This is a genomic window from Microcoleus sp. D3_18_C4 (assembly GCF_036702355.1).
GTDB lineage: Bacteria > Cyanobacteriota > Cyanobacteriia > Cyanobacteriales > Microcoleaceae > Microcoleus.
This window is the reverse complement of the sequence record NZ_JAUBTF010000003.1, coordinates 184,459-210,139: the sequence shown is the minus strand read 5'-3', so window position 1 is coordinate 210,139 and position 25,681 is coordinate 184,459. Positions and strand designations below refer to the sequence as shown.

Sequence of the window (25,681 nt, the reverse complement as noted above, 5' to 3'; positions counted from 1 at the left end):
TTTTGCACTTTACCCTCGCTCTCGCGAGCGCATAACCCAGGCTACGTCAAGTGCCATCGATATATTCAGCAAGCCCTATTTAATGCGGAAAATGTGCATTTTGATGGCGGGTTGGGAGGGGGCGGGTTTATATAGATTGTCAATTATTGACAGGTATTTTGGGTGAACTCGCCCCTACAAGCATCAGTTTCAAGAATTTAAGATCACCGCATAAACGAACCGACAACACCGTTCATATCCTCAGCCAAAGGATTTCCCAAAGCCTTAAACTTCCACTCGCCGCCTTCTCGATAAACTTCTCCCATCAACATATTTAATTTTCCTTCATAAGATGGGTCATTTGACAATCGATAGCGAGCGATTTCTTTGCCGGCGGCATCTACAGCTCTCACGAAAGCATTTTGTACCAGGCCGAAATGCTGTTTTCTCTCTTTTCCATCGTAAATATTTACGCCCAAAATAATTTTGTGATATTCTGCTGGCAAAGAACTCAGTTTCACCACTATTTGTTCGTCGTCTCCCTCTCCCTCCCCCGTGAGATTGTCGCCTGAGTGAACAACTGTTTTGTCCTTTGACTCCAAATGAGAGTAATAAATTACATCTTCTTTGTAGTTCTTTATTTTGCCATTTTCTCCCAGCAGCATAGCGTAGGAATCTAAGTCAAAATTTGCACCACTGCTTCGCCCGAAAAGACCTTTTTTAGCTTGTGCAACATCCCAGCCCAAACCCATTGTCAGTTTGGACAAGTCGTATTCGCTTTTGCTGAGAACTATTGATTGTCCTTTGGTTAAGTTGATAGCCATAGTTTTGTGATTTTGTAATGTTTCGAGTGAAGTTGAATGATTGCCCTAAGCTAGCATTTTGTGGGCATGAAAACGCTGTTTCTAGGGTAAGAGATTTTTGATTCGTGCTGATTTTACCCAATGCGGATATTCTGCAGTCAACAAATCGTATAATTCCTCATCTGCAATATGCTCCGGGTCTTCTAAACTGAAGAAATCGGCGTTGTCTAGGTAGCGCGAGCCCATTTGGTCAAGCTGTTCTAAAAAGCTAAAATCGCTCGCTACGGATCTTGCTAACCACCCGCGAACTCCCTTACTTTTGACATCTTTCTGCGACTTGCCAATTGCCATAAACTGCCAAAATATCGGCTCATAGGACGACCATTGTAGCTGCTGCTTGCTTTCCGATTCGTCCGCTGTTTCTCCATCAGTTACAAACATGACGTAGACAGGTCGATCGCCTTTAATAGGTGCGTAGCGCCTGCTACCGCGAGCGTCAGGAAAATAGAAGTTTCTAATTTCCTTCATCACTTTACCGTAGTAAGTACCTCCTTCTAAAGGATACTGTTGCAGTATATGGTGGATGAAGTTTGAGAAATTGTCGATCGACATTTCACCGGGATTGTGGGGGTTGACTCCAAACAGAAATATCTCTATCGCTGCGTTGTCATCAAACCGACATCCCAAAGCCAAAATCTTCTCTGCCAAACGCTGAATTTTTCCTGAACTGTACAGCGAAGACATGGAACCAGAAATATCGAGGCAAAGCGCTACTTGAGCATTGTGATTTGTTAGATTTGCCTTCTTGAGCGAGATATCGGCTTTCTTAGCGAGATTGAAAATGTGCGGCGCTTTCTCCTCAAGCTTTTTGTCTAATGCTATAGCTTTCTGACTTTTGTGGCTATGTTCAGGAATAGGTAAATTAGGCAGTTCTACTGTACGTTGTGCTGGTTTTTCTGGCAGTTGAATCTCAGAATTATACTTGTCAACAAAACTCTGCAACCCTGCTTTATATCCTTGCCCTACGGCCTGAAATCTCCAAGCTGCATCTTTTTTATACAACCGTCCAAACTCGACTGCTGTTTCATCAGAAAAACCTTCTGTTAAATCATACCGCGCTAGTTCGCTGTCGGTTTGGCGATCGTACAATCGGATAAAAGCATTTCTGATTTGGCTAAAATTTTGATGTTTAGCTTGTGCGTCGTGAATCGTGACCACAAAAACCATTTCCTCAACAGCAGCCGTTACTTTTTCTAAGTCTACATAAATTGTCTCGTCATCCCCTTGAGTTTGACCAGTTTGATTATCTCCCGAATGGGCGATCGCTCCGTCCGGCGACTGCGAGTTATTGTAAAATACAAAGTATCTTTCATCGGGAATCTTGCCGTCCGCACCTAACGCAAAAACAGAGGCATCGATATCGCAGCTTTGCTGGTTTGGGTTGGATAAATCTTGTTGAGTTGCTATTTCCCATCCCAGGGCGATCGCAACTTTTGTTAAACTGGGAGATGTTTTAGAAAGATTAAATCTTTCGCCCTTCTTTAATTGAATTCCCATCTGGTTTGTCACCTCATGAGTCTGATTGCTGAAAATCGAGGGAAACATTCCTGCTTCCGAATTTCCCCTCGATTTATTTAGCTAGGAGCGATCGACCTTTTATGCGGCATACTTATCTACAAAGCTTTGCAAGCCGGAATTGTAGCCTTGTCCTACAGCTTGGAACCTCCACTCACCGTCTTTCTTGTAAAGCCTGCCAAACTCTACCGCTGTCTCCCTAGAAAAATCCTCGTCCAAATCGTACTTAGTTACCTCTGTGTTAGTAGTAGTGTCGTAAATCCTAATAAAAGCATTCCGCACTTGACCAAAGTTTTGCCTTCTCGATTCTGCTTCGTGGATAGTCACCACAAACACAATTTCTTGCACTGCCGGATCGACTTTGGTTAAATCGACTGTAACGGTTTCATCATCGCCAAATCCTTCTCCGGTTCGGCTATCTCCCAGATGTATTACAGAAGTGTCCGGCGACTCCTTGTTGTTGTAGAAAACAAAGTATTTTTCGCCGGGAATTTTGCCAGTAGCCCCCAACATAAACACGGAAGCATCTAAGTCAAATGCTGCGCCTGTGTCTGTAATATTGGTATCCCATCCCAAACCAATCCCGGCATTTTTTAGCCCCGGTGCTTCTTTAGAGAGATTGATTCTCCCGCCTTTTTCCAAATTGATAGACATTCGCCCTCCTATTCACAACATCACTGGCGTTACTACTAGCAATTATATCAAGTGTTATAGTAAGTTGACAATTTGCTTTTGGTACTCGTCCTCTGTGATTAGTTCGTGGGTACTTTCCACTCTGTCTAAAAACACGATTCCATCTAAATGGTCGTGTTCGTGTTGAAAAATTCGGGCCACAAAGTCTGTCAATTCTTGTCGGTGGAGTTTGCCGTCTCTACTGGTGTATTCTATCTCGATCACCCTACTTCTCGGCACCAATCCCCGAATACCCGGAATGCTCAAACAGCCTTCCCAGTCTTTGACTGTCTCTGTTGATGCAGCCACAATCCGGGGATTAATCATCGCTGTGGGTTCCATGTGGGGTGCTTGGGGATACCGCAGGTTGGGGCGCGATGCGACGATGAACAGACGATCGGACTGAGCCGCTTGAGGGGCAGCAATCCCCACTCCGTTTGCCTGCTGTACTGTACAGATTAAGCTGTCAATCAACTCTTGAATGCGATCGTCCTTAATATTCTCGACAACTTGCGACGGGCGGCGCAGTACGGGATTTCCTAATTGTGAGATTTGTAATATTTCTGCCATATTAATTAGTCCTTGGTAATTGCTAATTGCTAATTGGTAACAACTGTCAACCGTCAACTGTCAACTGCCAACTGTCAACTGCCAACTGCCAACTGCCAACTGCCAACTGATTATCCAACTTTTTGAACCGGCAAACTCCCCGGTTTAACAGTCAAATTAACTATTTGCCCGTTACGGTTGATTTCCATTTGCAACAGCCCGCCCACCTTAGCATTTTGCACGAACTCCTGAACAGCTTCCGACTGAATAATCGGCTGATTGTTAATTTTTTGAATCACATCTCCAGCCCGCAAACCTGCTGCTGCTGCGGGAGAATTAGGAACAACGCTAACAATAGCCACACCCCGATCGACTGCAACTCGCAGGCTGCTGGTAGCATTGCTGTTAATTTGCTCCTTAACCTCTGGATTCAGCGTCGCCATTTCAATTCCCAAATAAGCGTGTTCGACTTTCCCCGTCGTAATCAGTTCCTTCGCCACCTGTTGGGCCGCCTGAATGGGAATCGCAAAGCCCAATCCTTGAGCACCTTGAATAATCGCCGTATTCATGCCAATAACTTGGCCCGAAGCATTCAGCAGCGGGCCACCAGAATTCCCTGGATTAATCGCAGCGTCTGTTTGAATAAAACCGATCCGCTTGTCGGGTACGCCCACATCAGAACTCGATCGCCCCGTAGCGCTAATAATCCCCGCAGTTACGGAATTGTCCAAACCCAAAGGATTGCCGATCGCGATCGCCCATTCCCCAGGCAACAGCTTATCCGAATTGCCGATCGCCACCACAGGCACATTATTGGCTTCAATCTTCACCACAGCCACATCCGTCACCTTATCCGCCCCCAACACCCGCCCCTGATAGCTGCGGCCGTCCTTAAGAGTTACATTTACCGTATCGGCTCCCTCTACAACGTGAGCGTTAGTGAGAATCACGCCGTCGGCACCGATGACAAAACCCGAACCAGTGCCCCGTTCGATCCCGCCCCGGCCGCCCGAATTCGGTTCTATGCCAAAAAAATCTTCCGGCGACAGCCCTCTATTTCCCGGTTTCACCCGCCGCGAAGCATCGATCCGAACCACTGCCGGGCCAACTTTTGCCACCGCAGCCACAATAAAATTCACATTAGCCGCGTCGCCCGCCAACGAAGCCGGCGGCAAGACTTTGCTAGCTTGATCCTTTGTATTACGAGGCAGTTGCAATTTGGGTTCCAGCGCCCTTTGTCGCGAATCGCCAGAATTTGCACCAAATTGAGAAACCGTCAGACGATCGCCCAACATGGCGGCCCCGGCTCCCGTTACCAGCAGCAATATGTAAATTGCCGGTTGCTTCCAAAATTTGCCAGTAGAACTCTTCATGGCCATGTTTTAAGGCTTTCCTGCCAAATCTAAATATTTGCTGAACAGCTCCCCGATACCTGGTTTGGGCTGCAGAGCCGCAAAATTTTCGGCGATGGCGTCCCGCCCCGCAAGCTACCGCAGACTCCCTTAAACTTTAGCATCTGACGACTAAACTCTCTAGAGTAGAATTAATATCTTGAATGCCGATCGGCAGAGGTGAGCAGTGGACATTCCCCTCGAAAGTCTGTGGAATCAGATACTTGAACGTCTCCAGGTACAACTGAGCAGACCTAGCTTTGAGACGTGGATCAAAACTGCTAGGGCCGAACAACTCGAAAATAACTGTTTGATCGTCAGCGCCCCCAACCCCTTTGCTCGCAATTGGTTGCAAAAATATTACAGAGAAATCCTTGCCGATGCAGTCGCAGAAATTCTGGGCTATCCCGTAGACATTTACTTGACAATTGCCGGGGGAAACGAAACAGGCGGCAGCAGCGACTCGGCCATAATTTGGCCCTCCCCCATCGCGGATGTCCCGGAAAGCCACTCGCTTCACCCCCCCAAACCCGCCAATTTAAACCCCAAATACCTATTTTCCCGCTTTGTCGTCGGTTCTAACAACCGCATGGCTCACGCGGCCTCCCTCGCGGTAGCCGAGTCTCCGGGCCGAGAATTCAATCCCCTATTTTTGTGCGGTGGCGTTGGTTTGGGCAAAACTCATTTGATGCAGGCGATCGGTCATTATCGCTTGGAAATTGACCCCAACGCCAAGATTTTTTACGTTTCTACTGAGAAATTTACTAACGATTTAATCGCCGCCATTCGCAAAGACAGTATGCAAACTTTCCGCGACCATTATCGGGCAGCCGATGTTTTATTAATAGATGACATCCAATTTATTGAAGGGAAAGAATACACTCAAGAAGAATTTTTTCACACTTTTAATACTTTGCACGAAGCCGGGAATCAAGTAGTTTTAGCTTCCGATCGCCCGCCGCAGCAAATCCCCCGCCTGCAAGAGCGTTTGTGTTCCAGATTTTCCATGGGATTAATTGCCGACATTCAATTGCCCGACTTGGAAACTAGGATGGCAATTTTGCAGAAAAAAGCCGAGTATGAAAATATGCGGTTGCCGCGAGATGTGATTGAATACATTGCTTCTAGTTACACTTCCAACGTTCGGGAATTAGAAGGTGCTTTGATTCGGGCGGTAGCATATCTTTCAATTACCGGTTTGCCGATGACTGTGGAAAATATCGCCCCGGTTTTGAATCCGCAAACTGAAAGTGTAGAGGCAACGCCAGATGCAGTAATTGCAGTTGTGGCTGAGGAGTTTGATGTTTCTGTTGAAGATTTGAAAGGTATTTCCCGCAGGCGAGAAATTAGTCTCGCACGTCAAATAGGGATGTATTTAATTCGGCAGCATACTGGTTTGAGTTTGCCGAAAGTTGGAGAAGTGTTCGGTGGCAAAGATCACACGACTGTGCTTTACAGTTGCGACAAAATTGCTCAGTTGCGGAACACTGACCCGAATTTGGCCCAAACTTTGCGTCAGTTGAGCGATCGAATTAACGCTGTCAGCCGCAAAACTTGAGAAGAAGTCAGTTGTCAGTTGTCAGTTGTCAGTTGTCAGTTGTCGGTTGACAGTTGTCAGTTGTCGGTTGACAGTTGTCAGTTGTCAGTTGTCATCACTCAACGCCGTCAACAGTCAACAGTCAACAGTCAACAATTCCCATTCCCAATTCCCAATGCCCCATAATAGACAATCTTGCCTGTGGAAAAACCTGTGGAAAAGTTCCCCTCCGTTTGTGGAAAACTTTACTCGATCGCCCAAAACAGTTTTTGCACAAAAATAAGCGGGCGATCGACCGCAACAGCTTTTCCACAAGTTTTCCACAGGGATTTATTACCTAGAGGTTATGCCCAGCCAGCAGTTAGCTTTTTTTTCCACAGTTTCCACAGGGCGATCAATACAAAAATAATTCAATAAATTAAAAAAAACTGGTGATCCCTACACACCCTACACACATAGTTCGCGACGCGGGCTGACCTCAGAAACCCGGTTTCTACGAAGATTTCTCGTTTTTACAGGCAAAATTTTGCGTAGAAACCGGCAATAAGCGCCCCATACTTAACCCCTACACACAGAAAAACCGACCCGCCGGCTTTCTGTGATACGATTTGTTTCTGTTTCAAATCCGGTTAATTAACCTTCCTACCATGAAATTGGTTTGCACCCAAAGTGACCTCAACGCCAACCTCTCGTTGGTAAGTCGGGCCGTTCCCTCCCGCCCGACACATCCGGTACTCGCCAACGTGCTCTTAGTAGCGGATGAGGAAAATCAGCGGGTTAGCTTGACAGCTTTCGATCTCAGTTTGGGCATTCGCACCAGCTTCGCAGCAGAAGTAACAGGCGGCGGCAGTTTTACCATACCCGCTAAATTACTCAACGATATTGTTTCGAGACTCCCAGATGGAGAGATTACTTTAGAAGACGAAGCGGGGGACACCGTAGCATATCTCACTTGCAGTTCTGGCAGCTACCAAGTTAGAGGCATGGGCCCGGAAGAATTCCCAGAATTGCCTGCAATAGAAGGCGGAACAATCCTCAAATTGCCACCGGAAGCCTTGATAGAAGGACTCAAAGGAACTTTATTTGCTACTAGCCCCGACGAGGCAAAACAGGTACTTGCAGGCGTGCATTTAAAGGTATTGCAAGATTGCCTGGAATTTGCAGCTACAGACGGTCACAGATTGGCAGTAGTTCAAACTGCCAATGAAAAACCTGAAGGCGAAGAAACCCAAGAAGAATTTGAGGTGACAGTCCCCGCTAAAGCATTGCGCGAAGTAGAAAGAATGCTGGTGATGCGGCAGTGGACTGAACCTGTCACCCTGCATTTTGAACACGGTCAAGTAGTGTTTGAATGGGCAGATCAGCGGCTCACCACCCGCACCTTGGAAGGGCAATATCCCGCATATCGGCAGTTGATTCCGCCGTCTTTTGAGCGGCAAATTACCTTAGAAAGGCGATCGTTCTTAGCAGCAGTAGAAAGAATAGCCGTTTTTGCAGACCAAAAAAACAATATTCTCAAATGCAGCATCGACGAGGAGAATCAGGAAATTACTTTGTCTGTAGATGCTAAAGATGTCGGCTGTGGCAAAGAGTCAATGCCCGCACAGATTTCGGGAGATAGCATAGATATTGCTTTCAACGTGAAATACTTAATTGACATTTTGAAAACTGCTCAATCCCCCGAAATTCAACTGCAATTAAACGGTGCTTTAGCCCCCGTAATTTTTCAGCCATTAGGCGGAGTCAATGCCACATTCTTGGTGATGCCAGTTCAGCTAAGAGCATAAAAAGAGTCAGTAGTCAGTAGTCAGTAGTCAACAGTCAACAGTCAACAATCACCGATGCTGCAACCGGAATTGATCTAATTCATCTGCGTTAATCGGTGTTAATCTGCCCTCATGTGCGGTAAAAAAAAAGAGAACTTCTGAACCGCAGATGACAAGGGATTGACGCTGATTCACGCAGATAAAGAGAAGGAGTAGAGAGATAGAAATAATTCCGATGCTAATAGATTTGAGATGAGTTATCGCTTCAAATCCATGGCAACAAAATTTCAAATTCAGTACCTGTACCGGGCGTAGAATGCAAATTTAACTTGCCTTTATGCTTTTCCGTAACAATTTGATGGGTAATTGCCAACCCCAAACCGGTACCTTTCCCCGCAGGTTTAGTGGTGAAAAATGTCTCAAAAATCCGCCGTTGAATTTCTGGCGGAATTCCCGGCCCGTTATCGGCAATTCTGATGGCTATCCAAGCGTTATTTTGATTTTTTTCGGCTGCTTCGGGGCTAAAGTCGCCGTTTTGGCTGGCGGATGATAGCTGTTTGGCATTTTGTCGATCGCCCATAACATAATTTTGAATTAATTCCGAATTCACGCAGTCTCCGTCAGAACTGTCTATTACCTCGGTTTCAATAGTAATCACAGGCATAAAATCTTTTTCTGCTTTTACCTCTTCCAAAGCGTCGATCGCATTGTTGATGATATTCATAAATACCTGGCTCAACTGACCAGAGTAACACTTAACCAAAGGCAAATCCCCATAGTTTTTAACTACCTTAAATCCGTACTTCAGACGGTTTTTCATAATTAGCAGCGTACTGTCAATACATTCGTGGATGTTAGCTTGCTTCAAGTGGGTTTCGTCCATGTGAGAAAAGGTGTGCAGGCTGGTGACGAGTTCGGTCAGCCTCTGCGATGAAACTTTCATACTTTTAAGAATTTCCACCCAATCTTCTTGCAAAAAATCAAATTCTATGTTTTTTTTGAGTTGGTCAATTTTTTCGCTGTCACCCACAATCTGTTCGTAAGCAGACAGCAACTCCATGATATCTTTCGAGTAGTTGGACAAAAATCCTAGATTTCCGCTGATGCAGGTGACGGGATTTCTAATTTCGTGGGCGACTCCAGCTACCATCTGCCCCAAACTGGCTAGTTTTTCGGTTTGAATTAGTTGAGATTGAGTTTGCTGCCTCAGCAATTTTGTTGCGAGTTCATGAATGTTGGATTGGGCTACTAACAGTTCATGCACATCTAGCAAACTATAGGTTTGAGGCGACACTTGAACCACAATCGGTTCATAAAGCAGTTCTTTCGATCGCAACAGCGACTTCCTGGCTGCATCCACGATTAAAGTATTGCTGGAAAAAATTAAACTCTCAGTTTCGGCAAAGCGGTACAAAGCCCTCACAGGTCGCTTTAAAAATAATTCTCGCCCAAAAGGACGGCTGATAAATTCTAAAAATCTCCGCCGGGAAATCATACCGGCAAATTCACCATGATGGGTGACAATGACTCCCGGTAACAGCGGATTAGCTTCTAACATCTGAGAAATTCGCATTCCCCAATCCGTAGCTTCTACCTGAAAATCGTAAAGCGACAATTGTTGGAGAGTAGAGTCTAAACAAAGTTCTCCTAGGTCAGCCTCGGAGATGGGTTGGACGGGTCTTTCTACGCAGGAGGTATTCAACATAAATTTATCAGCACGCTTTTTTGGGTTCTATTTGCCAGCAGACATTCAGCTACCAAAGCTCAGCAGGTGAGTTGCTGAGTGTTTTGACCGGCATCCCCCTGGCAAACTGCATTTTAAATTACACAAAAAACTGACTGTAGCAAGGAAAATTTTACCACTTAAAGTATTAGGCAAGATTGAGGATCACCGAGATAAATGCGCCCTGGTAATTATACCTGACTTTATTTTATACTGACTTGAGCGGTATTAACGCTTGTTTCGACTATTTAACTATTCATTAATCTTAATTAATCGTCTTAACCTTTTGTTAATAAATTATTAGGCTGAGAAATATAATTGATTGATAATAGAAGAAAATGGGAATTGCCCGATCGCCCACGCCATGCACACGTCAGCAGACAAGTTAAAAGCCCAAATTGGAGCGATCGCGTCCCTGAGTTTTAGCTCCCTAATGCCGATGGCGTCGGGCCATCGCCCCTGCTAGGGCATTTGAGGCGATTTCATCCCATCTCCCCGATCCGGTACTTGCAACCCCCCGTAACGCTCAGCCAGCGACACACCTGCCAGTGCGTCCCCTATAGGTTTGTAGTGAAAACTAAAGTCATCGCTACAAACCAATTTTGTAGCGATCGTTATATAAAACAGTTAGCCTCGCCCGCAATCTGTAAAATCTGCCTTGGCATATGTTCTAAAATCAATTATTCTTAACCGAAATATCCATCAAATCCGCGACGGTTGGCATAGTCAATTATTGATTGGCTGTACGAGGCGGATATGAATAAAAATCCAGCCAAATTCCAACAGTTTTAACCAGTCGAAATCATTCCATGTCTTAGCATTGATTAAATGAGAAGGTCTACAAATCCTAGCAAAAAAAAGACCAAAAACAATTAACTCGATCTTAACTTAGTGCTAGGCTTTGGTATGATCTACAAGGAGTTCCACCAAAGACGTATAGCTAAATAGCAATCTACCAGTAGGTGATCGATGCAACCCGCCCTGACAAATCAGTTAAATAATGCTTTCACCCTGTTTCTCAGCTTGTTAGTAGAAGCAATACCTTTTCTGCTGCTCGGAGTTTTATTTTCAGGTTTGCTGCTGGGGTTTGTAGACGAACGCAAACTCGTATCGCGCATCCCACAAAACCCGCTGCTGGCGGCTTTGATGGGCAGTTCGATTGGCTTTTTGTTTCCCGTGTGCGAGTGCGGTAACGTGCCCGTAGCCCGCAGGTTACTGATGCAGGGAGTGCCCGCACCCGCCGCGATCGGCTTTTTGCTCGCAGCCCCCACCATCAACCCCGTGGTAATTTGGGCGACTTGGACGGCATTTCGCGATCAGCCAGAAATTGTAGTTTTGCGGGTGGTATTTTCTCTGTCTATAGCCACAATTATCGGCTGGGTGTTCAGCGCCCAAAAAGACTTGCGGCCTCTGCTGCACCCGTCTGTAGCCCGCGCTATTCCCCTCCCAAAACCAGAGTTTTCCAAAAAAGAACTCGTCGAAGCCAACACTCCGCTGCTGTTGCAGTCGGGAACATTTATGCTCGGTCAGCCGGGGGGTGCGGTGCCGATCGAATCTTTGCTACAAGACGACTGGCAGCCATTACCAACAGGCAAAACAGAAAAAACCTCGAAACGTTCCTCGATGTTCCACCCTGTTTCTAAAGAGCGTCTGCGCCTGCTTTTAGATACTATGGTACAGGAGTTGCGGGAATTGGGAGGAGTGTTGGTGATCGGAAGTGCGATCGCAGCAATCATTCAAGTGGGCGCCCCCCGCGAACTAATTCTCAACCTCGGCCAAGGCCCCGTTTCCTCGATTATAGCCATGCTGATCTTAGGCGCAGTCGTGTCGATTTGTTCTACAGTAGATGCCTTTTTTGCCCTGGCTTTTGCTTCCACATTTACCAGCGGTTCGCTGTTAGCATTTCTCGTTTTTGGCCCGATGATTGACCTCAAAGGCATCGGTTTAATGCTGTCAATTTTTAAAGGTAGGTCCGTCCTTTACTTAATTGTGTTGGCAGCTCAGTTAACCTTTTTAATGACCCTGGCTGTCAACTTGCATTTAGGTTAATAAATTAGCTCAAACAGACCACTAATACTATTTTAGATTTTCAATGACCTTGCTCCACGACACGGAAGTCACGGATATACGGATAGGTGTTTTTTCTTTTCCCTCTTCCCTCTTGTTTCCCAATCACTATTAAAAAATGAATCTTAAAAAAATTAGCCCCTGGCTGGACGCCCTAGCTATATTAGCCTGGGGAATACTGCTTCTTAAATATTGGATCACCGGCAAATTAAGCATTCTCATTCACCCCAATTACTTTGGCTTGACTCTAGCAGGAGGAATCGGCTTAATGGTTATTGGCGGTTTAAAAACTTGGGAACTCTTAAAGCTCGATCGCACCACAAAGCAATCGCGGACATCAACAGCAAATAACTCTCTCAGAATCACAGAAGTTGAACACGTTACTTTGTTTCCCCCCAGTATCGGCAGCACCTTAATGTTGGGCGTCGCATTAATAGGTTTACTAACAACGCCACGCACCTTTACCAGCCAGACAGCATTAGAACGAGGCCTCACCGAATCCCTGCCCATCACCAGACTGCAACCCCAAGAATTTCGCAATACTACAAAACCCGAACAGCGATCGCTCGTCGAATGGGTGCGGCTGTTAAATTTCAACCCCGAACCGGATACATACAGAGGTCAAAAAGTCAAAGTTCAAGGATTTGTAATTCACCCCCCTAACCTAACAGAACAATATATGTGGATTGGGCGTTTTATCATTACCTGCTGCGCGGCAGACGCCTATCCGATCGGGTTGCCGGTAAAATTACTGATCGGTCAAAGCCGCACCACCTTTGCCCCAGACACTTGGCTAGAAATAGAAGGAGAAACGATCGTAGAAGAACTCCAAGGCAAGCGCAAATTAATCATTCAAGCATCCTCCCTCACACCAATTCCCGAACCAAAAAACCCTTATGATTATTAGATGTTGAGTAAGTATCAGATTAAATTTTACCTTGATTGCGAGATGGAAAGTCCAGACCCAATCTCCGTATACAGATCAACATACGGTAAAGTCAGCTATAAAAGTGGCAGTATCCTCCTCTAGGAGTTGCAAATAACAAATTCAGCAACTACACTCGTAATTAGGAAATAAATTCTGAGTATATGTCATCAGAAAAAAAATTAGCTATCAAAGGTGCTGCCTGGACGATCGCCAGTTATGCAAGCAGTCAAATTATCCGATTTGGCAGTAACTTAATCCTGACGCGTCTGCTTTTACCCGAATTATTTGGTCTAGTAGGTCTAACCTACGTTTTTATAACAGGGATCAACTTATTTACAGACATAGGTTTGGGCCCAAGTATCATCCAGAACAAACGGGGGGAAGATCCTCAATTTCTCAACACCGCTTGGACACTGCAAGTTCTTCGCAGCTTGTTCATTTGGATTGGTTTGGTTATAATTACCCAGCCCGTTGCGAGTTTTTATGAAGAGCCCCGTCTTCTGTGGTTAATTCCAATCATAGGTATAAATTCCGTACTAGGAGGGTTTAAATCTACTGCCACAGCCAGCCTAGAACGCAAAATGGCAGTGAAGAAAGTAGTAATTTTTGAGTTGGGCATACAGATTGTTTCTACAACAGTGATGATTGTCTGGGCATGGTTCGATCGCAGCATCTGGGCGATCATCGTCGGTGGCTTTACGGGAGCTTTCATGGAGTTAGTATGGAGCCATTTTTTGATTCCAGGCAAGTCAAACCGCTTTGCTTGGGATAAAGAAGCAGCTAAAGAAATATTTTCTTATGGAAAATGGATATTTTTGTCTACGGCTTTGTTTTTCTTGTGCTCTCAAGCCGATAGACTGATCCTAGGGAAAATATTTACTTTAACAATGTTGGGCATTTACGGCATCGCTTTTACCCTGGGGGATATGCCGCGCCAAGTCATCATCGCCATTAGTGGCCGGGTGATTTTTCCATCGATTTCTATGCTGGCAGAGTTGCCGCGGGAGGAGTTGCGCGCGAAGATACTCAAGAACCGCAAGCTAATTCTAATACCATTAGCCGTAGGTTTAGCAATTTTTGTGATCTTTGGAGATCAGTTAATTTTAACACTGTATCGGAAAGAGTATGAGGCTGCATCTTGGATGATGCCAATCTTGGCGTTAGGTATCTGGCACACCACCCTCCACAATATCATGGGTTCTTGTCTGTTAGCCGTAGGAAAGTCTCAGTACCCAGCTATAGGCAATCTGCTGACTTTTGTGAATCTATGTATAAGTATACCGCTGGGATACTACTTAAAAGGTAATTTAGGTGCCGTGATTGCTGTAGCTCTCGGTGACCTTCCTACCTATGCAGTAACTAACTACGGTTTGTGGAAAGAAGGACTAACTTGTTTTTGGCAGGATATTCAATTAACAGGCCTGTTTGTAGTGGTGCTGGCCACTCTACTTTGGTGTAGAGTCGCTTTGGATTTGGGTCTGCCAATCGATAAAATATCACCGATGGATTTAGTTCCAATCAATCAACTATTTCAGTAAACAAAAAGGAGATTGTCTCTATGTCAGCCGAACAAAATACAAGAAGCAAAGTAATGCACTTTATGTTCTTACAAATGGCTCTTTTACAAGAAATATCGCGAGTGGCAACAAGGTATAGTAAACTGATGTTTTTTTATCAAAAAAATCGGATTATAAATTTGTTCAAAGAAAACGAACATCCCGAAAAAAAACGCCCCAAAGTCTTTGTGGCTGTCCCACACATTACATCAGTTGAAGAATCTAACAATCCCGAAAAAGCCACAGCAAAAATAGAGAGACTCAGGCACACAATAGATGGACTGTTAACGACTTTTGCTCATTGCGACCTGACAATTACTATCCAAACTCTACCGAACAGGCACGTTACAGCCTACTTACCTGAATATCAAATTAAGTGCATTCAGATCCAAGAAGGCCCTGAATGCGACCCCATGTTTGTAGAGTTTAGACTTCAGGAAGAATTTGTCGAAAGAGTAGAAAAATTTGACTGGTTTTTATTTATAGAAGATGACATTGTTTTGTACGATGCTTTCATTCTAGAAAAATTAGAAAGTTTTAACCGACAAAGCGGGTATGAGAATGCTATTCTTTACCCACACCGTTTTGAAATGTATCAAGGAACCAAGAGATACATTGATTTGACAATAGATGATCAACTATCGTGGAATCAACTATCTAGTGTAGAGATAGAAACTGTAAAATTTGCTGAGTGTACCAATCCTCATTCAGGATTTTACTGTTTGTCAAGAAAGCAGATGAAAGAGTGGATAAAATCAGGTCGCATCTTCAAAAATCAAGTAGTGAAGGTCGGGCCTTTAGAGAGTGCAGCCACTTTTTGTCTTTTGGAATGTTTCTCGATATATAAGCCCCACCCGTCAAACTTAAACTATTTTGAGATCAGGCATTACGATAGCAAATATTCTAAGCTATATCCCGAACCGGAATCGCCGTATACACTGTCAGCAGTTAATAATAGTTCCCACACACCAATCGGCAAGGCTTCGTGAAAGGGATCTAAGTAGTCGTCATGATTATTAGTAGGATGGGTAGATCGCAAGCGTTACCCCTCAACCTATTAAATAATTAGCGATTTGAGATGTGAGATTAAATTAAAAATCTAAAATCTCAAACAGTGTTGGACGCAAGTGGTATAATTGTAGGGTGCTCTACTGTCCTCAAAGCCTCTCTCTATCGAGCAATTTTTAGCTCGGAGGCAGCCTAAAAGGTAAAATCTCAAATTTCGCATCTCCACTCGGTTGATACTGTTGGAAGTGCCGCAGACTCCACGGATTTAAGCTCGTGAGTTTAGTTCAGTCCTGGAGGCACACACACTTTCAAAAACCGAGTTTTTTACCAACATATTTCGTTGCAGCCCTTTTTGCTGGTAAAAAAAACCGTTTCAGGGGGTCGGGAGTACGCCCAAGACAGTAAAATTTAAGAGGGAAAATTTGGCAGTTGATTTTCAGCAGAAAGTAGGAGAGAAAGATTTGTGAGTATTTTTAAGAAAAAAATTAATCCTTCACCCTTCGCTATTCTGCCATTCCAACAGCCGATCGACCGCACGGCGATCGTCCTCATGCTAGTGCTGAGCTTCTTAATAGGGCTGCTGCTGCTGAGCGGCGATCGCACAGCACCCAGAGTGCGAGAATTTACCTGGGAAAACAAACAAATCGGCGCCGAAGATACCGGCTTTATCCTCACATTCTTTCGGCCGATGAACCAGCCCACCGTCGAGGAAAACTTAAAGCTAGAACCACCCCTCCCCGGTAAATTTAGTTGGGCGGGAAGACGCATGGCTTACACCCTCAAAGATCCAGCACCCTACGGCGTTACCTACACAGTCAAACTCGCCGGAGCAACCGATAAGTATTTTGGAGAAAAAAACCAAAATAAAGGAACGCCCATGCAACCGTTTAGCAGTTCCTTTCGCAGCCGCGATCGAGCTTTTGCTTACATCGGTGTCCAAGGCGAAACAGAAAGCAGATTAATGCTAGTCAATCTCAGCAGCAGCGACTCAAAACCCATACCCCTCACTCCCAAAGATTTAGTTGTCACCGATTTTAAACCTTATCCCGACAGCGATCGCATTTTATTCTCCGCCACAGATCGATCGATCGCCCGTACTCGTGGCACTCTAAATCAAGAACTATTCACAGTCACCACCGGTCTCAACCCCCAATCGGACTCAGGAACTCAACAAAAATACCCAGCCGGTAGAATCGACAAAATCTTAGACTCCAAAGATTACCAAAACCTCAAATTCGACCTCTCAGCCGACGGAAAAATCATAGTTGTCCAGCGCGTCAACCGTCGCAATCCCGGCGATTTCAGTCCTTGGATTGTGGAAGAAAAACAGGCGCCCAGACCCTTGGAAAATGAACAAGGCGGAGATTTTATGATTCGCCCCGACAGCAAATCCATGGTAATATCTCAAAAACAAGGATTAGCGATCGTCCCCCTCAAACCCGAAGCAGATCCAGTAGAATTTTTGCCAAAATACGAACAAGTATTGGGAATGGCCCGCGACAACTCTGCCGCCGCCTATGTTAAATACAACAGCGACTTTACTCGATCGCTTTTCATCTTAGATAACCAAGGTGTAGAACAAGAAATATTGCGTATTCCCGGCAGCATTATGGCCGTTTATTTCGACCCCCGCAAAAACCAAGACAACCAAGTTCAGCGTCTCTACTGTTTGTTAGCCCAACGCCTCAAAACAGAAAGCTACAAAGAACAGCCTTTCATCGCCACCATCGACCTCAAAAAAGAGGGTACTCGTTTGGTCGGAACCATCAAACCGCTGCTGATTTTGCCCAACCAATTAGATACCCAAATCAGTTTATCTCCCGACGGGCTGGCATTAATTTTCGACCAATCAGTCACAGCAGCAACTCCCTCCGTAGCAGACAGTCCCCGCAACGATAGTGGACAGTCCATCGCCACCAGCCGCCTCTGGCTGCTACCCTTAGTAGAAATACCCGCAGACGGTTCTCGCGCAAAAGTACAGCCAGAAGAACTTCCCTTTGCCGGCTATCACCCCCGCTGGCTACCATAAATCAATTTGAGATTTGAGAACGCACTGCTGACTAATGACTGGTGACTAATCTAAAATCTAAAATCTAAAATCTAAAATCCTTATGACTCCCGAAGAAATTAGCAATACCCTTAAAGACTTATTTGGTGACAGTGTTGAGATGCCTGCTGCCACTTCTTGGCAAGTAGAAACCCCCAATTTTCGCCTGTTAGTCCTCCTTTCAGAAGACGGGAGTTGGCTGCGGATTTTGCTGCCGATCGCCGATGCCCAGGAAGCTCAACCATTTTTTGATAAACTCCTAGAAGCTAACTTTGACACCACCCTGGAAACTCGCTACGCCTTACATCAAAACGTTTTGTGGGGAGTATTTCAGCACAGTTGTGCCACACTCGCGGCCGCCGATTTCTCAGCCGCCGTCGCCCGAGTGCTAGCTTTGCAAGAGCGAGGTTTGTCCGACTTTTTCGGCGGTTTGATAGAAAGCCGCATCCGTCAAATCATCAAAGCTGCGAAGGCGCAGGGACAGTCTGTCGAAACCACCCTTCAGACTTTAGACCGTTTCTACGCAGAGGGATTGATGGGTGAAATGGAACTAGGGCGAGAGTCTAGCGAAAAAACTCTCGCCGCTTGGCGGTATCAGCTAGAACGCCTCTGGCCGGAGGTGGAACCCTAAGAGAATTGGAGATTGCTGATTGGAGATTGCAGATTGCAAAAAACTGATGACTATCGAGGTTCGGAAGTTGCCTAAAGTTGCATTTCTTTTGAGTGGTATAGCAACCGCGGCCGACGCTTAGGATGTTCTTAATTCCACAAACCCTTGGGGAACATTGCTTCTTCCTTCTCTCGCGACGATAACTAAAGCCTTCCATCCGTTACATTCGGTTACATCCGAAGAAAGCGAATCCGTTGCCGAACTTCCTTTGGCTAGGGCCCTAGTCTTGACAATTGGAGCCTGTAAGCCCCTTGGACAATGGCTAATCCGGGCCCTCGAACCCTCACAGGATGCCAGTATATTCACTGATAACCCGCTCGCGGTTCTCCAATTCCCTTCTATCACTGGAAAAATGGTATAATTTATCACAATAATTAGTTATAAATATTAAAAATTTTCGGAAAACACCCGATCGCAGGTATATCATGGTAAAAAGTTTACAGCAGAGATCAGTAAGTTCCACAAAAGCTTCGATCGTTTAATATTGACTTAGAAACAAAATCTTTAGGAGACAATGCTACTGGGATCGGGTTTTCCCATCGGGTGCTGTTGTAATTTCACAAATTAGCAACTACCCGCTACCAATTACCAGTTACGAATTAATAGCAACTTAAGTTGTTCATGAATACAATTTTTAACAGGGGTTTCATCTATGTTTGCTGTGCGTGAGACTAGCTCGGAGTTATCAGTGTTGCATATACCTGAATTTTGTACTTGGAACATCTCCTTAGAATCAACTCTCCTAGACCTGCCACTCTCCAACTGCCAAATTGAATTAACTCAACAGGCAAAAGAAGTAGCCAAGGCTTTTGAAGAAAATTCAATGCTTCCCGGCGTCATTTTGACAGATAGTGGTAATTTTGTCGGCATGATATCCAGGCGTCTATTTTTTGAAAAAGTTAACTGCCGCTACGGAGTAGAAATGTTTTTCAAGCGACCAATAGAGGTGCTGTACAAGTTTGCCAAGCCAGAGGAACTCGTACTTCCCGCCAGTAAATTAATAGTAGAAGCCGCCCACGAATGTCTTTACAGATCAGCAGAATTAATTTACGAACCCGTAGTAGTGGAAATAGCCCCCCAGACCTACAAGCTGTTAGACGTACACCAATTAATGGTCGCTCAATCAAGAATTCACGAATTAACAAATAAGTTACTCCACAAACAAACCGAAGCCAAACTCATCCAAACCGAAAAAATGGCGAGTTTGGGGAGGATTGTAGCAGAAGTAGCCCACGAAATCAGAAACCCGCTGAACTGTATTTGGGGAAATTTAACTTTTCTGCTGTCCTATTTTGAACACTTGCTTCAGCTCATGTCGGTTTATGAAGAAGAATATTCGGCACCCTGTCCCCGAATTGATGCCCTTAAAAAAGAAATTGAATTTGATTTTTTACAAGAAGATTTGCCGATCACCTTAGAAGGGATGGAGTTGGGAGCCTCACAATTGCTAAAAATAGTTAACGGGCTCCACCACTTCTCTCACATGGACGAGACAACACCAGCCGAGACAGACATTCACGAATGCGTGGAGATGACGCTGTTAATTTTGAAAAACCGCTTTAAAAACAGCATAGAAGTGGTAAAAAATTACGGCGAACTGCCCCTAGTTAGAGGCTACTCCGGTCAGTTGAGTCAGGTGTTTTTGAACTTGTTAGTTAATGCTCTAGACGCCCTGACAGAGTACGCAGCCGATCGCGAAATACAGACCCAGTGCGGGGACAACTGGCAGCCCCAAATCGAAATTACCACTAAAGTGATAGAAACCGAACACGGCAAGCGAGCCGCAATTTGCATTGCCGATAACGGGCCAGGCATTCCCCCAGAAAATCACCAGCAGATATTTGACACCTTTTTTACCACTAAACCAGCAGGCAAAGGCAGCGGTATGGGGCTGGCTATCTGCCATCAAATCGTCACAGAAAAGCACGGCGGCCAACTCAAATTGCGATCGCAACCAGGTAAGAATACTGAATTTGAAATTCTCCTGCCTATAGTTGGCACAACATGATTAACTTAAGAATATTCTCGGTTGTTCGCTCCTGCGGTGAAGTGATAGGCTAGCTTAGTAGTAGGTTCTCAATTCACCGAAGAACGAGACGGAACCCCTGGCTTTAGACACCGGGAGGAAGTCGGCTTCGGTTTCAACCGCCTTCAATATTTCTTTATACAACTGATTGAAAGGTTGTTTTAGAATTAGATTGTAAGTAAAACAACCATCTACGTGTTGAAACACTCTAGTATCGGAGAAATCCCGGCACAGTGAGCCACCACACTCCTTGAGGAGTAGTAAGCCTGTATAACTGACAAGTAATGGCAGAGTGTGAAGCGTACCTATCTGGCATTGTGATGGATTATGAAAGCAAACACAATTTAAAAGTAAGCGCAATTGCAATACCCTTTGTAGGGGTAGTTGTTTTGAGTGTATAGAGGTGCTTTGATAACGCCTTTGAGAGTTTTCGGATTCATTCAAGAATCCCCGTGGCTTCAGCCCTGGGGAGTATCAATTTCCCAGCGTTTCGGCAACTAAAAGTTCCAGTGGCAAATAAATTCAGTTCCAAACTCCTTGGCCCTTCAGTCTCCGAAGGCAGCCATCAAGACCTTTCGCTAGAGTCTACCCTCTGGGATTTGCCCCTGTATGACTTTCAGGTTAAATCGAGCTGCTTGGCCGTGGCAGTTGCCGAAATGTTTGAACAGCATCCCCTAGTGCCGGGGGTCGTCTTGATGGAAGCAGGAGAGTTTGCGGGCATGATATCTCGCAGGCAACTGCTGGAATATTTGCTCAAACCCCAAGGCCCAGAGCTATTTTTGCACCTGCCACTAAAAGTTCTCTACAGTTACGCTCGCGTCGAAATATTATTGGTGGCAGAGAGTACAACTATTTTGGCAGCAGCCCCACAAGCTCTGCGTCGATCGCCCGAATTGCAGGCAGAACCGATCGTCGTCCAAATAGACTCCCAATCTTACCGCCTCTTAGACCCTAATGCACTAAACATCGCATACTGGCAAATTCGTGGCATAGAAACTCAAGTCCGCTACGAAAGAGCCCAAACTCAAATGATTCAAAGCGAAAAAATGGCTAGTTTAGGGCGTTTAGTCAACGGAGTCGCCCACGAAATTTTAGATCCGGTAGGCTTTATCTGGGGGAATTTAACCTACGTCAGTGACTACAGCAAAAACTTGATGGAATTGCTCTCAGTTTACGACGCATACTGTACTGACCCCCCGCCGGAAATAGCACGGCTCAAAGAAGAGATCGACTATGACTTTTTGCAAAACGATTTTCTCCGAACTGTTGCCAGCATCAAATCAGGTGCAGAACGTTTGAGCAAGTTGGCAACCAGTTTGCAAAACTTCTGCCACATCGACGATATTTATCCCAAACCCACCGACTTACACGCCAACATAGACAGCATACTTTTGCTGCTCAAAAGTCGTTTGACTAGGGAAATCCAAGTAGTGAAAAACTACGGCTACCTGCCACCAGTGCCGTGCTATGCAGGACAGCTAAACCAAGTATTTATGAATATATTGACCAATGCTATTCATACATTAATTAATGAAGCAGTCGGTCAAGAATTGGCGAAAGAGTTCAAAGGTGGAGGACTCAGAGACGCCGATCGCCAGCCTAAAATTGAAATCACAACTCAAGTCTGCTGTCCCGAACCTGCGCCGGATTTAGACAAACTTCATGTTCGCTGGGTTTCGATTTGCATATCAGATAACGGGCCAGGAATGTCACCTAGCAAGTACAAAAAAATCATAGAATCATTCTCTACGGAAAAACGCGCCCTCAAAGAAACCAGTTTAGCGGTTAGCTATCAAATAGTGACGGGCAAACACGGCGGTGCATTCAGAATGCGATCGGAGTTAGGCAGAGGCACTGAATTTGAAATTTTGTTACCGTTAGCTTAAAGAAGGAAAGCACTACACGGATTTTGAAACGGATACACGGATGAATTATCTAGGGTGAGGCAGTAGTCAACAGTCAACAGTCAGCAGTCAACCATTCTCTAATTGACTGCCGCACATTTTACAAAATCTAGCATTAGCATCGTGTACAGACCAACCGCAACCTTTACAAACAGCTTCTCCGTGATTAGCACTTTTAACTAAGTGTTTAATCAAATCCCCCAATTGCCAAGGAATTAGAGCAATTCCCGTCAAAATCATCAAAATAGTCAGAAAACGACCGGATTCCGAAATCGGCGTAACATCGCCAAATCCCACCGTGGTCATCGTGACAACGGAGAAATAAACAGCATCCAAAAAAGTTCCAAAACTTTCGGGATTTGCCGGATGTTCGACTTGATAAATCAAACCAGAATAAACAAAAATTATTGCCAGCAAAGTAAACAAAATCCGAGCAAAAATCACGCCATCTTCGCTGCTGATGCGGAAAATAGAAATTTTCAATTCCAGAAAGCGGATGAGTCGGAGAATTCTAAACCAGCGAAAAATTCGGATAAAACTAACGTTGACAAATCCCAGCAAAAATGGTAATATTGCCAGCAAATCAATAATAGAAAAAAAACTAAAAATAAATTTAACTCGATTTTCGGCACACCATAGTCGCAATAAATACTCAAACACAAAAACAACTAAAAGCGCTGTATCGAGAGTTTGCAAATTAATTCTGACAGTTTCCGAAATAGGGTAAGTTTCGGCGATGAAGCTGGTCGAAGATAGGAGAATTAGTCCGGTAAGAGTTAAATTGACGGTTCTGCCAATGGGGGTTTCGATGTCTTCGAGATAAAATCCAATTTGCGATCGGGTTAACATAGATAAGATAATTAATACCATTTCTCAGGTAAGGGAATTATCGCACATGAGCATCGAATTAACTAAGGGTGAAAGATTCAATCTTTCTAAAGAAACTCCTAATTTCAGTAAAATTGCGATCGCCCTGGGTTGGCAAGTCAGCCAGACAGCACAAAACTGCGACATTGACGCATCTGTTTTTATGTTAGCGGCAGACGGTCGGATTCCTGATGAAAAGTATTTTGTATTTTACAACAATCTGACATCGCCGGATGGTGGGGTGCGGCATTCTGGAGACAGCAGGAATGGACAAATTGAGGGAGATGATGAGACGGTTTATCTGGATTTGAGTAAAATTAATTCGGCGATTCAGGAAATTGTGTTTGTGGTGACTATTCACGAGGGACAGGAAAAGAATCAAAGTTTTAGTCAAGTTACAAATGCTTTTATCCGGCTTTACAATTCAGAGAATATTAGCGAATTGGTTCGGTACAATTTAACTCAGATTTTTTCCCAAGAAACGGCTTTAGAATTTGGACGCTTGTATAAGAAGAATGGCGAATGGAGGTTTCAGGCGGTAGGACAGGGATATAATTCTGGGTTGCAAAGTTTTGTAGATAAGTATTATGTTGAGAATGCGGTTGAGAAAAGCTCGAATGCTGGTGAGAAGCTTGATGATGCTGAGGTTTTGAGGCAGTTTAGCGATCGGGTGGATCGGTTATTGCGGGAAGAGGCGATCGATCAGACAGCGCTTCCAGCATCTAGCGAAGCGGTAAAACAGCCAGTTGCTACTCCTGTAAATGCGGATACTCTGGAATCTGATGCTGACAAAATAACTGATGATTCTAGTCAAAAAAGTCAAGAAGCTGCTGTTACTGCTGAGGAATTTTGGAAACGGTATGAAGAAGGAGAACGCGACTTTACAGGGATTAACCTAGCAGGAGTGGATCTAAGTGGCAAAACTCTCGACTCTAATGTCAATCTAACTCAAGCAAACCTGAGCAATGCCAATCTAGCAAGTGCCAACTTAACTAGGGTAAATTTAATTGGAGCTAACTTGCAAGGCGCAAATTTGAATTCAACAAACTTGCACACTGCTGATTTGATTGAAGTTAATTTAAGTGGGGCTAACTTAACCCAGGCAACCTGGTATTGTGCCAGACTAATTCAGGGAAATTTGAGTCAAGCCAACTTAAGTGAAGCAAAGTTAGATAGCGCAAACCTGACTACAGCAAACCTAAGTAGGGCTAACTTAACTCAGGCAAGTCTGCATAATGTTAACCTGACAGGAGCAGACCTAAGTCAAGCGAAGGTAACTAAAGTCAACCTAAGTTATGCAAACCTCAGCGGCGTTAACTTAAAGGGGGTAAGTTTGATAGGGGCCAACCTTGCAGGAGTCAACCTGAGCAACATGAATCTAAGTGGGGTAAGCTTAACAGGGACAAACTTAAGTCAAGCTAACCTCAGAGGAATTAACTTGAGTGGGGCCATTTTGACTGGGGCTTATTTTCGGGGAGCAAACTTGGATGGGGCCAACCTAACAGAAGTAAATTTGGTTGGAGTAAACTTTGAGAGTGTTAATCTGAGTGGTCAAAACTTTAGCGGGTTCAACCTCTCTGGAGCTAACCTGAGCTTCGCCAACTTGAGTGCAGCAAATCTCGCTTCAGCCAACCTGTGCGGAGCAAATTTGAGTTATGCAAACCTAGAAAAAGCTAACCTTAAAGATGCCAATTTGGTTGGAGCAAATATGGATCGTGCACAACTCACAGGTGCAATTATGCCAGATGGGACAATTCACGAATGAATTAATGTTTGTAGTAACGAATTGAGTCCTTAGAAATGGCAGGAGTAGGTCGTGTTTTCTTGACCCGGAGATCCCCCCTAGCCCCCCTTAAAAAAGGGGGGAATCGGAAGCACTCAAAGTCCCCCTTCTTAAGGGGGATTTAGGGGGATCGAGACTTTGATAGAAGTGACATTTATTATGGGTTTCAGTCTTAAATTGATACCAAGAGTTGGGTGTGCATCGCCCTAGAAATAGATTATGATTAGTATTAAAGATCAAATACATAGATTTTCCATGAATGAATCGCACACAGAAATTATAGAATCTACCCTCAGATGGATGACCCAGTTTGTCGAGTTATCGCATCCAGTTTTCAGCGATTTACCGATTTGTCCCTTCACTAAAAAGGCACGCTTGGCAAATCAAATTTTATTCAAAATCGATCGTTTTTCAGCGCGGACTGAGTTCGATCGCGATTCTCCCATAATGAAATCGATTTATGAATTTTACAATTCGGAATTTGAAATCATGGTAGTAATTAATCCTGAAAAAACTGCAATTAGTGCGCCAGAAACTAAAGAATTGATAGACAAATTGAATAATCAGATTTCAGAATTGGGCTTGCTGGCTTTTCACGTCCATCCCGAAGAAGATTTTAATATTGACGGGCTTCATACTAGGAGGATGCCCTATCCGGGCTTCACTGTTCAAGTAAATTCTAAGCTGAAGCCAGCTTCCGATGCTTTAGAGAAAACTGAATATTACAAAAATTGGACTGCCGAACAACTAAAATATTTCGGGATTCCGAGAAATTGACGATCGCCCACCCTCCCTTTCTCCCTGTCTTGCTTCGCGCCCTTGGCTACTTT

The 25,681-nt window shown here is 44.6% G+C and carries 21 protein-coding genes; 14 read left to right on the top strand and 7 right to left on the bottom strand.

Translation table 11 applies throughout. The features are described from left to right. Window positions 1–203: 203 nt before the first annotated feature. The 5 genes from QUA90_RS02675 to QUA90_RS02655 form a co-directional block, all read right to left on the bottom strand. Window positions 204–803 carry a TerD family protein gene (locus QUA90_RS02675; RefSeq protein ID WP_333331259.1) on the bottom strand — a complete coding sequence of 200 codons (600 nt, stop codon included), beginning with the start codon at window positions 801–803 and terminating at the stop codon, window positions 204–206. A gap of 81 nt (window positions 804–884) precedes the next feature. Further along, the gene (locus QUA90_RS02670; RefSeq protein ID WP_333443746.1) at window positions 885–2,387 is read right to left on the bottom strand and encodes a TerD family protein; all 1,503 of its coding nucleotides are present in this window, start codon (window positions 2,385–2,387) and stop codon (window positions 885–887) included. Window positions 2,388–2,438: 51 nt separating this feature from the next. After that, window positions 2,439–3,011, bottom strand: coding sequence for a TerD family protein (locus QUA90_RS02665; RefSeq protein ID WP_333081185.1), 573 nt, complete (start codon window positions 3,009–3,011; stop codon window positions 2,439–2,441). Window positions 3,012–3,065: 54 nt separating this feature from the next. Continuing rightward, window positions 3,066–3,599, bottom strand: coding sequence for a peptide deformylase (gene def, locus QUA90_RS02660; RefSeq protein WP_333331253.1), 534 nt, complete (start codon window positions 3,597–3,599; stop codon window positions 3,066–3,068). Between the two features lie 110 nt (window positions 3,600–3,709). Next, window positions 3,710–4,951 (bottom strand): HhoA/HhoB/HtrA family serine endopeptidase, encoded by a 1,242-nt coding sequence (locus tag QUA90_RS02655; RefSeq protein WP_333331250.1) that lies wholly within the window; start codon window positions 4,949–4,951, stop codon window positions 3,710–3,712. Between the two features lie 205 nt (window positions 4,952–5,156). Here QUA90_RS02655 and dnaA point away from each other — a divergent pair, with 205 nt between their 5' ends. The 3 genes from dnaA (at window position 5,157) to dnaN (ending at window position 8,293) form a co-directional block, all read left to right on the top strand. After that, window positions 5,157–6,527, top strand: coding sequence for a chromosomal replication initiator protein DnaA (gene dnaA / locus QUA90_RS02650; protein WP_333331247.1), 1,371 nt, complete (start codon window positions 5,157–5,159; stop codon window positions 6,525–6,527). Window positions 6,528–6,601: 74 nt separating this feature from the next. Further along, complete coding sequence (locus QUA90_RS02645) at window positions 6,602–6,847, top strand: hypothetical protein (RefSeq protein WP_333388412.1); 246 nt, start codon at window positions 6,602–6,604, stop codon at window positions 6,845–6,847. Window positions 6,848–7,153: 306 nt separating this feature from the next. After that, complete coding sequence (dnaN, locus tag QUA90_RS02640; protein ID WP_333081191.1) at window positions 7,154–8,293, top strand: DNA polymerase III subunit beta; 1,140 nt, start codon at window positions 7,154–7,156, stop codon at window positions 8,291–8,293. Between the two features lie 244 nt (window positions 8,294–8,537). Here the strand turns inward: dnaN and QUA90_RS02635 are convergent, their stop codons facing one another. Continuing rightward, window positions 8,538–9,977: an ATP-binding protein gene (locus QUA90_RS02635; RefSeq protein ID WP_333443743.1), complete on the bottom strand. Its 1,440-nt coding sequence runs from the start codon at window positions 9,975–9,977 to the stop codon at window positions 8,538–8,540. 340 nt (window positions 9,978–10,317) lie between these two features. On the opposite strand from QUA90_RS02635, the gene QUA90_RS02630 reads away from it, so the two are divergent. The 9 genes from QUA90_RS02630 to QUA90_RS02590 all read left to right on the top strand — a co-directional run bounded on the left by QUA90_RS02630 (window position 10,318) and on the right by QUA90_RS02590 (window position 22,183). After that, window positions 10,318–10,461, top strand: a complete 144-nt coding sequence (locus QUA90_RS02630) for a hypothetical protein (RefSeq protein ID WP_333081195.1) — start codon at window positions 10,318–10,320, stop codon at window positions 10,459–10,461. A gap of 503 nt (window positions 10,462–10,964) precedes the next feature. Continuing rightward, the gene (locus QUA90_RS02625; protein WP_333331238.1) at window positions 10,965–12,044 is read left to right on the top strand and encodes a permease; all 1,080 of its coding nucleotides are present in this window, start codon (window positions 10,965–10,967) and stop codon (window positions 12,042–12,044) included. Window positions 12,045–12,180: 136 nt separating this feature from the next. Then, complete coding sequence (locus QUA90_RS02620) at window positions 12,181–12,969, top strand: TIGR03943 family putative permease subunit (RefSeq protein ID WP_333388418.1); 789 nt, start codon at window positions 12,181–12,183, stop codon at window positions 12,967–12,969. Window positions 12,970–13,151: 182 nt separating this feature from the next. Beyond that, on the top strand, window positions 13,152–14,528 hold the full coding sequence (locus tag QUA90_RS02615; protein ID WP_333081199.1) for an oligosaccharide flippase family protein: 1,377 nt from the start codon (window positions 13,152–13,154) through the stop codon (window positions 14,526–14,528). 20 nt (window positions 14,529–14,548) lie between these two features. Further along, entirely contained in the window at window positions 14,549–15,535 is a 987-nt protein-coding gene (locus tag QUA90_RS02610) for a hypothetical protein (RefSeq protein ID WP_333388421.1), read from the top strand. Window positions 15,536–16,017: 482 nt separating this feature from the next. Beyond that, on the top strand, window positions 16,018–17,583 hold the full coding sequence (locus QUA90_RS02605) for a hypothetical protein (RefSeq protein ID WP_333388424.1): 1,566 nt from the start codon (window positions 16,018–16,020) through the stop codon (window positions 17,581–17,583). 82 nt (window positions 17,584–17,665) lie between these two features. Further along, window positions 17,666–18,232, top strand: coding sequence for a hypothetical protein (locus QUA90_RS02600; RefSeq protein WP_333331227.1), 567 nt, complete (start codon window positions 17,666–17,668; stop codon window positions 18,230–18,232). A 691-nt stretch (window positions 18,233–18,923) separates the two neighbouring features. Further along, a complete protein-coding gene (locus QUA90_RS02595; protein ID WP_333331224.1) occupies window positions 18,924–20,279 on the top strand; it encodes an ATP-binding protein in 1,356 nt (451 codons plus the stop codon). A gap of 527 nt (window positions 20,280–20,806) precedes the next feature. Beyond that, a complete protein-coding gene (locus tag QUA90_RS02590) occupies window positions 20,807–22,183 on the top strand; it encodes an ATP-binding protein (protein WP_333388429.1) in 1,377 nt (458 codons plus the stop codon). An 87-nt stretch (window positions 22,184–22,270) separates the two neighbouring features. On the opposite strand, the gene QUA90_RS02585 is transcribed toward QUA90_RS02590, so the two are convergent. Beyond that, entirely contained in the window at window positions 22,271–23,071 is an 801-nt protein-coding gene (locus tag QUA90_RS02585; RefSeq protein ID WP_333443741.1) for an ion transporter, read from the bottom strand. Window positions 23,072–23,096: 25 nt separating this feature from the next. Between QUA90_RS02585 and QUA90_RS02580 the strand changes: the two genes are divergently transcribed. Next, window positions 23,097–24,833, top strand: coding sequence for a TerD family protein (locus QUA90_RS02580; protein WP_333443739.1), 1,737 nt, complete (start codon window positions 23,097–23,099; stop codon window positions 24,831–24,833). A 273-nt stretch (window positions 24,834–25,106) separates the two neighbouring features. Then, a complete protein-coding gene (locus tag QUA90_RS02575; RefSeq protein WP_333443737.1) occupies window positions 25,107–25,628 on the top strand; it encodes a hypothetical protein in 522 nt (173 codons plus the stop codon). Window positions 25,629–25,681: the final 53 nt, after the last annotated feature.